Origin of the sequence: Saccharothrix ecbatanensis (genome assembly GCF_014205015.1) — a bacterium.
GTDB classification, from domain to species: domain Bacteria; phylum Actinomycetota; class Actinomycetes; order Mycobacteriales; family Pseudonocardiaceae; genus Actinosynnema; species Actinosynnema ecbatanense.
This window is the reverse complement of the sequence record NZ_JACHMO010000001.1, coordinates 4093481-4105191: the sequence shown is the minus strand read 5'-3', so window position 1 is coordinate 4105191 and position 11711 is coordinate 4093481. Positions and strand designations below refer to the sequence as shown.

Genomic DNA, 11711 nt, shown 5'->3' with positions numbered 1-11711 from the left:
CATCCGCCGCTCTGCGCCAGCCGTTCGACCCCGCGACTAGGAGGAACGACGATGAGGTCGGCAAAGGTGAAGATCGCTTGGTACGCCGTGGTGGCGGCCTTGGCGGTGACGGGTCTGCCGCCCACGGCGGGTGCGGCGCCATCGCAGCTCGTGGTCGACCTGGGGGTGGACACGGGCGCGCTGCGGTACGGCGCCACGGGGTTCCTGTACGGCCTCGGTGACGAGGGAATCCCGAACGAGACCATGTTGGCCGCGCTCAACCCCCGCGTCACCGCGCAGAAGGCGCCCGACGGCCTGCAACACCCGAACGGTGACGCGCTCAAGATCGCGCCGATGTTCAAGCGCGCCGGTGGCCGCGAGGTCCAGATCTACATGCAGGACATCTACCAGAACTGGCCCTACGAGAACCTGGGCATCAACGACTACTTGTCCAAAGTGGACGTGATGGTGCGCAAGGTCGTCGCCGACCCGCACCGCGCGTCGTACGTGTACGTGCCGTTCAACGAACCCGACTGGATCTGGTACTCCAGCGAGCTCAGGGGCCGGTTCCTGGCCGACTGGAAGACCGTCTACCAGCGCATCCGCTCCATCGACCCCGGCGCGCGGATCGCCGGACCGGGCTTCTCCAACTACCGGTCGGGCGACCTGCGGGCGTTCCTCCAGTACAGCCGGGACAACGGCGTGCTGCCCGACGTGATGGCCTGGCACGAACTGGGTGACGACTTCTTCAGCTCCTGGCAGCAGCACTACGACGACTACCGGTCCATCGAACGCAGCCTCGGCGTCAGCTCGCGGCAGATCTCCATCAACGAGTACGGCCGCGGCTCCGGCGACCTCGGCGTGCCCGGCAACCTGGTGCAGTTCGTCGCCAAGTTCGAGGCCTCGAAGGTCGACGGCTGCCTGGCGTACTGGACCACGGCGGGCGGGCTCAACGACCTGGTGACCCGCAACAACCAGGCGACCGGCGCGTGGTGGATGTACAAGTGGTACGGCGAGCTGACCGGCCGCACGGTGGCCGTCACCCCGCCCTCGCCCGGCGGCTCCCTGCAAGGCGTCGCCGCGCTCGACCCGGCGAAGAAGCAGGCCCGGATCGTCTTCGGCGGCAACAGCACCACCGCCGGCACCTACGACACCGACATCGTGGTCCGCGGCCTCGGCTCGGCGTCCTACCTCGGCAACCGGGTGCACGCGACGGTGTGGGGCGTGGACAGCTCCGGCCTCAACCCGTCGGCCGGCCCGTACGTCGTGCGGGAAGGCGACTACACCGTCGGCTCCGGCCAGGTCACCATCCCGTTGACCGGCCTCAAGGGCGCGTCGGCCTACCACGTCGTGCTCACGCCGGACCGCGACCTGTCGTCGGTGGGCTCCACGTCCCGCTACGAGGCGGAGTACGCGCGCCTCGACGGCAGCGCCAGGGTCACCTACGGCGGGAACACTGGCTATTCCGGCACCTACTTCACCGAAGGCTACGGCGCCAGCACCAACGCGAGCACCAAGTTCGTGGTGACCGCGCCGAACGACGGCTACTACGACGTCGGCCTGCGCTACTCCGCCGGTCCGTACACCGGCGCGCCCGCCACGCGCTCGATCCGGTTGCGGCTCAACGGCTCCGACCTCACCGACCGGTCACTGCCCGGCACCGCCGACTGGAACACCTGGAACACCGCCACCACCAAGGTCTTCCTGACCGCCGGCATCAACCGCATCGACGTGAACGCGTTCGCGGCCGATGACCGGGACGCCATCAACATCGACTACCTGGACGTCACGCCCGCCACCGGGACGGTGACCACGTACGAGGCCGAGAACGGCAACACGTTGGGCGGCACGGCGGTCGTGGTGAACGACGCAGCCGCGTCGGGCGGGCGGTACGTCGGCTGGATCGGCGCGGGAGTCGCGAACACCCTGCGGTTCGAGAACGTCACCGTGCCCACCGCCGGCCGCTACCGGATGGTGGTCGGCTACGCCAACGCCGAGGTCAAGGGCGATCACGCCTACAACAACAACATCGTCGACCGGTACGCCGACATCAGCGTCAACGGCGGACCGGGCAAGCGGTCGTTCTTCCGCAACACGCTGGCGTGGTCCACCTACCGGACCACGGTGATCGACGTCGACCTGGCCGCCGGGCGCAACTCGATCACCTTCGCCAACGCCTCGCAGTACGCGCCGAACATCGACCTGATCCGGATCGCGGCGCCGATCGGCTAGCTCGCGCTGTTCTTCCCGCCGGCAGGCGCCGGCACATCAACAACGCACGACAGGAGCGATGGGTGATCTCGTTGGAGTCCGCCACGACCGTGGTCTGGGGCCATTCGGCGCTGGAGCTGGTCGTGGACGTGTCCCCGGACGGCCCGGTCGGTGTCCGGACGTTGTCCGGCGCCGAGCCGGGAACCGTCCACCCCAGGGCGACCCAGCCACTGGTGGAGCTGCTGGTCGCCGGTGAAGGCCGGGCCAGGGTGTCCCACCGGTTCTCGGAGACCGCTCTCGGCCGCCGCATGGTCTACGCCGGTTCCGCCCGCACCCGTGACGGGAAGTGGGAGGAGCTGCACGTCGACGTGCGCGACGAGCGGACCGGGCTGGTGGCGAGGACGTCGTTCCGCTCGGTCGACGGTGTCGGCGCCTGCCAGGTCAGGACCACGGTCACGAACACCGGCGACAGACCGGTGCCACTGCACGGGGTGACGTCGTTCGCCACGGGCTTCGCCGGTGTGCGGGTCGAGGACGTCGACCTGCTGCGCGCCGACAGCGAGTGGCTGGGGGAGGGCCGGTGGAGCCGTCGTCCGCTGCGTGCCGACGGCGTCCCCGACCTCGGCCTCCCGCTGCACGGGCAGGACGGCCGCGGCCGGTTCGCCGCCGTCAGCACCGGCACCTGGTCCACCGGCACGCACCTCCCGACCGGCGGGATCGTCGACCGCCGGAGCGGGCGGGCGTGGCTGTGGCAGGTGGAGCACAACGGCGCCTGGCGGTGGGAGGTCGGCGAACGGCTCGACGGCCCGTACCTGGCGCTGCTCGGCCCGACGGACATCGACCACCAGTGGCAGGACGTCCTGCTGCCCGGCGACTCGTTCACCACCGTCCCGGTCTCGGTGGCGGTCTCCGAGTCCGGTGTGGACGGCGCCATCGCCGCCCTCACCGCGCACCGGCGCGAACTCGTCCGCCCGCACCGCGACCGCACCGCCCTTCCTGTGGTGTTCAACGACTACATGAACACTCTGATGGGCGACCCGACCACGGCGAAGCTCCTGCCGCTGGTCGACGCCGCCGCCGACGTCGGCGCGGAGGTCTTCTGCATCGACGCCGGCTGGTACGACAACGGCTCCGACTGGTGGGACAGCGTCGGCGAGTGGCAGCCGTCCCACACCCGGTTCCCGCGCGGGATCGAGCAGGTGCTCGCCCGCATCCGCGAGCGCGGCATGGTCCCCGGCCTGTGGCTGGAGCCGGAGGTGGTCGGCGTGCGCAGCCCGGTGGCCGACAAGCTCCCGGACACCGCGTTCCTGCAACGCAGTGGCGTCCGGCTGGTCGAACACGGCCGGTACCACCTGGACATGCGGCACCCGGCCGCCGTCGCGCACCTCGACAAGGTGGTCGACCGGCTGGTCGGGGACCTGGGCGTCGGCTACTTCAAGCTCGACTACAACATCAACCCCGGGGCCGGCACCGACCTGGTCGCGGACAGCCCCGGCGCCGGGCTGCTGAGCCACAACCGGGCCCACCTGGCGTGGCTGGACCGGGTCCTGGACCGGCACCCGGACCTGATCCTGGAGAACTGCGCGTCGGGCGCGATGCGAATGGACTACGCCCTGCTGTCCCGGATGCAGCTCCAGTCCACCAGCGACCAGCAGGACCCGCTGCGGTACCCGCCGATCGCCGTGTCCGCGCCCATGTCGGTGCTGCCAGAGCAGTCCGCCAGCTGGGCCTACCCGCAGCCCGACATGACCGACGAGCACTTCGCGTACACCGTGTGCACGGGGATGCTCGGCCGGCTCTACCTGTCCGGGCGGCTGGACCTGATGACCTCCGAGCAGCTGCGTTCGGTGCGGGCGGCGGTGCGGGTGAACCAGGACATCCGCGCCGACCTGGCGACCTCGGTGCCGCTGTGGCCCTTGGGCCTGCCGGCGTGGGACGACCCGTGGCTCAGCCTCGCGCTCCGCTCCGGTGACGTCACGTACCTGGCGGCGTGGCAACGCGGGGGAGAGGGCACGGCCGCCGTGCTCGCACTGCCGCACTTGCGTGGTCGGCATATCGACATCGAGGTGCTCTACCCACGTGAACTGCCCGCCTGGACGTGCGACTGGGACCCGGACACCGGAACCTTGACGCTGACCGCGCCCGCCGAACCGGCCTCCGCCCGACTCTTCCGGATCGTCGCCGACGCGCCGGTCACCCCCTCCACCACCGAAGGAACAGCACGATGAACAGATGGATCAGCGTCGCCGCCGCCGCTGCGCTCACGCTGGGGCTCGTCGCGTGCAGCGACCCGGGCGCGGACACAGCCGTCGACGGCGCCGTCACCTGGGCCGACCCGACCGCGTCACTCGACGGTGTGAAGCTGACCGTCTGGGCGGCGCAGAACAGCAACACCGTGCCGGAGAAGGTGGTGGCGGCGTTCGAGGAGGCGACCGGCGCCGAGGTCGACGTGGTCACCATCCCCGACCCCTACGAGCAGGGCATCCAGACCAAGGTGGCCACCGGCGACAAGCCGGACCTCGCGTTCTGGCAGCCCACCGCGTCCATGCTCACGGCCATCAACGCCAAGACCAACCTCCAGCCGCTCGACGACGCGCCCTGGCTGTCCAAGCTGGAGCCGGAACTGCGTGACATCACCGGCATCCTGGACGGCAAGCGGTACGCCGCCCTGATCACCAGCCCTGCCGTGGAAGGCGTGTACTACAACAAGGAAGTCTTCGCCGCCAACGGCATCACCGAGCTGCCGAAGAACTTCGACGCCATGGTCACCGCGGCCCGCACGCTCAAGGCCAAGGGCGTCACCCCGTTCTTCGAGATGGCGGGCGACCGGTGGGCCACCCAGTGGTGGGTCCAGGTGCTGCTCGCCGACGCGGCGAAGAACGGCCTGTGGGACCGGATCAACACCAACCAGGAGACGTTCGAGAGCCCGGTCGTGCTCGACGCGATCAAGAAGTACAAGGCGCTCGTCGACGAAGGGCTGTTCAACGCCGATATCAAGACCGCCAAGTTCGAGGACCAGGGCGCCGCGCTGCTCGCCGGTGACGCCGCCATGGTCGTGCAGGTGAACTCGTTCTTCGGCCAGCTCCAGGCGAAGTCCGACACCGCGACGCTCAACCAGAAGATCGGGTTCTTCCCGATCTCGCCGTCCGGCAACGTCGGCACGTTCATCCCGGACCAGTCCAACGCCCTGGTCGCCTTCCGGACCGGTGACGCCAAGCGCGAGGCCGCGGCCCGGCAGCTGCTGTCGTACTGGATGGGGCCCGGCTACGAGCCGTTCCTCAACGACCGCAAGACCGTGTCGCTCCAGACCGCCGTCTCCGACCCGCCCGGCGTGCCCCAGGCGCTGATCGACGTGCACGGCTCGCTGCCCACGGCGGTCGGTTCCATGCAGGCCCTGGCGATCGCCAACCCAGACCTCTACATCAACCTCGCGGACATGATCGTGGGGACGATGACTCCGGAAGAGGTCGCCAAGGCCACCCAGGACCAGTTCGCCCAACTGGCCAAGGCAGCCGGGGCGCCGGGTTTCTGAGCCCCGTGCGCGTCGGGTGCGGGCCGCACGCACCCGACGCGCACCACCTGATCAAGGAGCCGCACGACAGATGCGCCTAGCAGAACAAACGCCCGTGCTGGAGCGGGCCGCACCCCGACCGACATCGCGACGGGGCACCACGCGCCGCGCGAGCGGCATCAACCGCCGGACGCATCCGATGTGGTTCATGGTGCCCGCGTTCGCCATCCTGCTCGTGTTCTTCTTCCTGCCCACGCTCTACAACTTCGTCTACGCGTTCACGGACTGGTCCGGGTTCAAGTCGGCGATCAACCCGACCGGCCTGGACAACTTCACCCAGCTCGCGTCGGACGGCACCCTGTTCCGGGCGGTGCGGATCACCATCGTCTACGCGGTGCTGGTCGCGCTGTTCCAGAACCTCTTCGGCTTCGGCCTCGCGGTGCTGCTCGAACGCGACACCCGGCTCAACCGCGTGGCCCGGATCTTCTTCCTCGTGCCCGTGCTGATGTCCGCGCTCGCCGTCGGCTACATCTTCCAGGCCCTGCTGAAGCCGGAAGGCAGCCTCAACGGGCTGATCGGCGTGATCATCGGCCGGACGTTCGACTACGCGTGGCTGGGTGACACGACGTGGTCGATCGTGGTCGTCGCGCTGATCCACGCGTGGAAGTGGATGGGCCTGTCGATGCTCATCTACTTGGCCGGCCTCAAGACGATCCCCGAGGACATGCTGGAGGCGGCACGCATCGACGGCGCGTCCCGCTGGCGCACGTTCTGGCTGATCAAGTCCCCGCTGCTGGCGCCCGCCGTGACGTTCAACGTGGCCACCGCCCTGCTCGGCTCCATGAACGGGTTCGACATCGTGCAGGCCACCACCGGCGGCGGACCGGCCCGCACCACCGAGATCCTGAACATCTTCATCTACCGCACGTTCGGGCAGGGCCTGTTCGCCCAGGCCACCGCGATGAGCCTGGTGCTGTTCCTGCTGGTCGCCCTGATGGCCTTCCCGGTGATCCGCACGTTGCGCAAGCGCGAGGAGATCCTGTGACCCCATCGCAGAACGCCCGTCCGCGTGGGAGCGACGCGCGCATCTGGACCAGGCTGCAACCGTTCGTCACCACGGCGCTCGTGCTCGGCGTCATCGGCATCCCGCTGTGGCTCGTCGTGGTGACCGCGGGCAAGTCGCAGGGCGAAGCCCTCGACCCCGACCTCTCGTTGCCGACCCGGTGGCAGCTGCTGGAGAACCTGAGCAAGGTCTGGGTGGACGGCGAGGTGCCGGCGGCGTTCCTCGGCAGCCTGCTCGTCGTCGTGCCGACAGTGGCCGGAGTGCTCACTTTCGGGTCGATGGCCGCGTGGATCCTGGCCCGCCGCGCCACCCGCCTCAACGCCGTGCTGTACGCCCTGGCCATCAGCGGCATCGTGCTGCCACCGGCCGTCGTCACCGTCGTGCTGCTGCTGCGCCAACTCGGCCTGGCCGGCAGCGCGGTCGGCATGATCGGCGTCTACCTCGGCATCTACATGTCCACGGTGATCTTCTTCGTGACGGGCTTCGTCCGCACCATCCCCACCGCGCTGGAGGAGGCGGCCCAGATCGACGGCGCCGGCCCGTTCACGGTGTTCCGCCGGGTGGTCCTGCCGATGCTGCGCCCGGTCCTCGCCACCGCGACGATTCTCATCTGCCTCTACGTCTGGAACGACGTGTTCTACGCGTTCTTCGTCGTCGGCGGACGGCTCGACACCCTGCCGCTCAACCTGTTCCGGGTCGCGAGCGCGGGGCTGTACCTCAACAACTGGCACCTGATCTTCGGCTACGTGGTCCTGATGAGCCTGCCGCTCGTCGTCCTGCTGGCGGTCGCGCAACGCCGGATCATCTCCGGCATCACCAGCGGAGCCGTCAAGTGATCAGTGATAGGGGCCGTGCCGGCCGAGGGTGTCCACGGGGGTCGCGCCGGGCCGGGTCCACTGCGGCACGGGGCGACTCGTCGGCCCCCAGGTGGGGTTCCCGTCCGCGTCCGAGCGCCAGGACCAGCAAGGGACATCGCCCTCCGGCCAGCCCTCGGGCTTGTCCTCCCACGCCTCACCGCGGCCGTAGGGCGTCAGGTCGAGCAGGCCCAAAGACCCGTTGACCCGCTCGGTGCCGCGGCCGGTCGTGGAGTAGGTCAGGAACACGCGGTCGCCGTCGCGCAGGAAGCAGGTGAGGTAACCCATTTCGCCACCGACCGGCTCCGCCACGTCGTGCACCGAGTACCAGGGTTGGGTGTAGCCCATGAACTCGACGTAGGAGGCCACCTCGTCCCAGCGGCCCGTGGTGAGGATGGCGAAGGAGACGCCGCGGGCGTTGAGGTAGACGGCGTCCTTGAGGTGCCAGGCTGTGGTGGTGCAGCCCTCGCACTGCCCTTGGTGCGGCGCGCCGTCGTACCACATGTGCTTGTAGACCACGAGCTCGTCGCGGCCCTGGAACAGATCCAGGAACGGCACCGGACCATCGGGCCCGACGACCTCCACCGTGCCGTCGAACTCCACCATCGGCAGCCGGCGGCGGGCCGCGGCGAGCGCGTCACCCTCGCGCGTGTGGGCCTTCTCTCGGACCAGGAGCTCGTCACGGGCGGCCTGCCAGGTCGCCAAGTCGACCACGGGCGGGCGGCCGGTGGGTGGGTCGTCCGGTGCGAGCGGCATGGTGTCCTTCCTGGTGTCCGGTACCGGGCACCAGGATATGCCGTCGCACGGCGACGCGCAGGACCGACGCGGTCCCGCGCGCCGTCATGCGGTCCGCGGTGGCGTCACCTCATGTTGGTCACGACGAACGGCGCGTGGCCGTGGAGGTAGTTCGTCCACCCCCCGGTGACCGGCGCGCCCCGGGCCAGCAGGTTGGTGGAGTCGTTGCCCACGTCGAGCTTCCACGCGGTCCACGAGACGCCGTTGGCGCGCATCCAGTCGATCCACGCCTGTGCCTCGGACAGGCAGACCCGGCCGTCCGTGCCGCCGTCCGCGTGGCTCGCACCCCACTCGGTGACGAAGAGGGCCAGACCGGAGCGGATCGCGGTGTCGCCCTTGGCGCGCAGCCAGGAGCCGTGGCTGCACGAGTAGAAGTGCAGCGTGTACATCAGGTTCGTGCCGGACACGCGGTTGGACGCGGGCACGTCCACGTCCTGCGACCAGGTCGGGGTGCCGAGCACGACGATGTTGTCCGGGTCGGCGGACCGGATCGCGTTGACGACGGCCTGGTGGTACGGCCGGATCACGGTGGTCCAGCTGACCTGGAGCGGTTCGTTCCAGGGCTCCCAGATGACGTTGGGCAGGTGGCCGTAGCGGCGGGCCAGGTCGGCGAAGAACGCGACCGCCTGGGACTGGGACCGGTTCGCCTCGTGGGCGTGGTAGTCCACGATCACGTACACCCCGGCCGCGACGGCGTTGTTGATGATCGTCTCGACCTGCCCGCGCGCCTTGTTCGGGTCGCTCAGGTACGCCCCGGAGGGTTCCACGCCCATGGCGGCGCGGATCACCTGGAGGTTCCAGTTGTCCCGCATCCACCGCAGCGCCGACAGGTTCTCCGCGTAGGGCTGGGACTCCCAGTTCAGCCACATGCTGCTCACGCCGCGCAGCTGCACCCGCTGGTTGTTGCGGTCGCACATCGTGGTGCCGCAGACGTGCAGCTGCCCGTGCCGTGCCACCGGCGTGGAGCCCGGGGGAGTGGTCGTGGTGGTCGTGGTGCCGCCGGACGTCGTCCACCTCTGGTTCGACCCGCCGGAACACGTCCACAGCACGATCAGCGTGCCGTTCGCGGTGCCCGCGCCGGACGCGTCCAGGCACAACCCGGACTGCACGCCGCGGATCGTGCCGTCGCTGTTGACGTTCCACTGCTGGTTGGCGCCGCCGTTGCAGTCCCAGATGACGACCTTGGTCCCGGCCGCGGTGCCGCCGCCCGAGGCGTCGAGGCACTTGCTGCCGTACACCTGCAACTGCTTGGACGCGGTGGTGTTGAAGGTCTGGTTCGCGCCGCCGGTGCAGTCCCACAAGGCGACCTGCGTGCCGTTGGTCTGCGACGCGCCGGGGACGTCCACGCACCGTCCGGAGCCCACACCCCTGATCGTGGTGGTGGCCGCGGACGCGGAGGTGACGGTCAGCAGGGTGCCCACGAGCACCGGCACGGCCACGAGGGCCGCCAGCAGCAGGCGGATCGGTTTGCGTTGCCGGCTCACGTCGGTGGGGGCCGGTCGTCCTGGTTCCACTGGTTCTCCCGTTGGTGAAATGCCGTGGTGTTCTTCGGGGTTCGTCGGCGATGACGGCATCAAGCGCGGGTCCACCGTTGCCGGGCGCCGCCGTTGCAGTCCCAGATCACGGTCTTGGTGCCGTTCGCGGTCCCGGCGGCGTCGAGGCACTTGGCGGAGCCCACGGCCCGGATCGTGCCGTCGGTGTTGACGGTGAACCGCTGGTTGGCCCCGCCGTTGCAGTCCCAGATCGCGACCGCCGTGCCGTTCGCGGTGCCGCCGCCCATGACGTCGAGGCACTTGGTGCTGTCGTAGACGCGGAGCTCACCGGCGGTGGTGGCGGTGAACCGCTGGTTCGCCTGGCCGTTGCAGTCCCAGATCTCGGCGAGCGCGCCGTTCGCCTGCGAAGCGCCGGTGATGTCGAGGCAACGCGCTGATTCGTTGTTGAGCAAGGAGAACGTCGACCCGGGGTTGCCGCCGCCTCCCGACACGACGTACATAGCCGCGCCGTGCGAGGGAACGGAGGTGCTGATCGTGCCGCTGCTGGTGCCGGTCGTGTGCGCCCACAGGTCGCGCACCGAGTAGCTGCTCGCGGAACCGAGGCCGATCTGCGCGGCCGTCGTGGAGACCGTCGTGGCGCCGCTGCCTCGGTTGAGCAGGACGACCGCGACGGAACCGTTGGCCATCGGCTTGGTCCAGACCTCGGTGTTGCCGTTGTCGACGATCCGGTTGCCCTGACGGCCGCCCCAGTCCTGGTTCACCGCGATGACTTCGGTGTTGGTCAGGATGTCCCTGGTCGCGGCGGTCATGGTGCGCAAGTCGTTGCCCGCCAACAACGGCGCGTTGAGCAGTGCCCACAGGCTGAAGTGCGCGCGGGACTCGGTGTCGGTCAGGCCGTGCCCGACCTCCAGCATGTCGGGGTCGTTCCACGCGCCGGGACGCGAGGCTCCGGCATAGCGGGGCTGGGCGTCCAGGATGCCCATGACCGAGGGCCAGTTGCCCTCGATGTCGCCGGTGGTGCGCCACGAGTTGCCGGTCGCGGCACCCCACTGGACGACGTTGTCGTTGCCCCAGTTGCAGATCGCGAAGAGGATCGGCCGGCCCGTCCGGGCGAGCGCGTCACGCATCGCGGTGTAGCGGTCCTGCGCGGTGCGGCCCTGGTGGTCGCCGCAGTTGTCGTACTTCAGGTAGTCGATGCCCCATGACGCCCAGAGGTCCGCGTCGCGCTGCTCGTTGCCGAGGCCGGCCGGGAAACCCGCGCACGTGGTCAGCCCGGCGGAGGAGTAGATGCCGATCTTGAGGCCCTTGCCGTGGACGTAGTCCGCGAGCGCCTTCATGCCGCTGGGGAACTTGGTGCGCGACGCCACCAGGTTGCCGCCGGCGTCGCGGTTCCACTCGGACCAGCAGTCGTCGATGTTGACGTACGTGTAGCCGGCCGCGGCCATGCCGCTGCTGACCATCACGTCGGCGGTCTGGCGGACCAGGCTCTCGTTGACGTCGCAGCCGAAGCTGTTCCAGTTGTTCCACCCCAGTTGCGGGGTGCGCCCCAAGCCGTTCTCCAACGCCTGCGCCGGAGCGGCGAGGGTCAGCACGACCGGCACGACAGCGGCGACGAGCACGGCCGTCAACGCGGCGCGCAGCAGTCTCTTCACGGGGTCTCCTTGATCGCACGCCGGGTCGGCCCCGGTCACAGGGCTCGATGCGGGGAAGCGCAACGGTGCGACCAGACGTCGCATCGCGTTGGAAGTCGTTTGAACCTGGCACACCGACTTCCGCGCTGTCAACGTTAGTTGCAGGCTGACACT

8 protein-coding genes are annotated in these 11711 nt (G+C 69.6%); 5 read left to right on the top strand and 3 right to left on the bottom strand.

The window, feature by feature from the left end; translation table 11 throughout:
- Positions 1 to 51: 51 nt before the first annotated feature.
- From F4560_RS16895 to F4560_RS16875, 5 genes are all read left to right on the top strand, one after another.
- Positions 52 to 2211, top strand: coding sequence for a carbohydrate-binding protein (locus tag F4560_RS16895; RefSeq protein ID WP_184921120.1), 2160 nt, complete (start codon positions 52 to 54; stop codon positions 2209 to 2211).
- A 62-nt stretch (positions 2212 to 2273) separates the two neighbouring features.
- Positions 2274 to 4418, top strand: coding sequence for a glycoside hydrolase family 36 protein (locus F4560_RS16890; protein WP_221483532.1), 2145 nt, complete (start codon positions 2274 to 2276; stop codon positions 4416 to 4418).
- Entirely contained in the window at positions 4415 to 5722 is a 1308-nt protein-coding gene (locus F4560_RS16885) for an ABC transporter substrate-binding protein (protein ID WP_184921117.1), read from the top strand. Before F4560_RS16890 ends, F4560_RS16885 begins: the two co-directional genes overlap by 4 nt.
- 70 nt (positions 5723 to 5792) lie before the next feature.
- On the top strand, positions 5793 to 6746 hold the full coding sequence (locus F4560_RS16880) for a carbohydrate ABC transporter permease (protein WP_184921115.1): 954 nt from the start codon (positions 5793 to 5795) through the stop codon (positions 6744 to 6746).
- Entirely contained in the window at positions 6743 to 7600 is an 858-nt protein-coding gene (locus F4560_RS16875; protein ID WP_221483531.1) for a carbohydrate ABC transporter permease, read from the top strand. Before F4560_RS16880 ends, F4560_RS16875 begins: the two co-directional genes overlap by 4 nt.
- Here the strand turns inward: F4560_RS16875 and F4560_RS16870 are convergent, their stop codons facing one another.
- The 3 genes from F4560_RS16870 to F4560_RS16860 all read right to left on the bottom strand — a co-directional run bounded on the left by F4560_RS16870 (position 7601) and on the right by F4560_RS16860 (position 11558).
- Positions 7601 to 8374: a DUF899 domain-containing protein gene (locus F4560_RS16870; RefSeq protein ID WP_184921113.1), complete on the bottom strand. Its 774-nt coding sequence runs from the start codon at positions 8372 to 8374 to the stop codon at positions 7601 to 7603.
- Positions 8375 to 8478: 104 nt separating this feature from the next.
- A complete protein-coding gene (locus tag F4560_RS16865) occupies positions 8479 to 9927 on the bottom strand; it encodes a cellulase family glycosylhydrolase (RefSeq protein WP_184921111.1) in 1449 nt (482 codons plus the stop codon).
- Positions 9928 to 9986: 59 nt separating this feature from the next.
- Entirely contained in the window at positions 9987 to 11558 is a 1572-nt protein-coding gene (locus tag F4560_RS16860; RefSeq protein ID WP_312869326.1) for an RICIN domain-containing protein, read from the bottom strand.
- Positions 11559 to 11711 lie beyond the last annotated feature (153 nt).

What these genes read in the sequence shown, in the direction of transcription:
- F4560_RS16880 (WP_184921115.1), top strand. Translation starts at nt 5,793, where the DNA reads ATGCGCCTAGCAGAACAAACGCCCGTGCTGGAGCGGGCCGCACCCCGA.
- F4560_RS16885 (WP_184921117.1), top strand. Translation starts at nt 4,415, where the DNA reads ATGAACAGATGGATCAGCGTCGCCGCCGCCGCTGCGCTCACGCTGGGG.
- F4560_RS16870 (WP_184921113.1), bottom strand. Translation starts at nt 8,374, where the DNA reads ATGCCGCTCGCACCGGACGACCCACCCACCGGCCGCCCGCCCGTGGTC.
- F4560_RS16895 (WP_184921120.1), top strand. Translation starts at nt 52, where the DNA reads ATGAGGTCGGCAAAGGTGAAGATCGCTTGGTACGCCGTGGTGGCGGCC.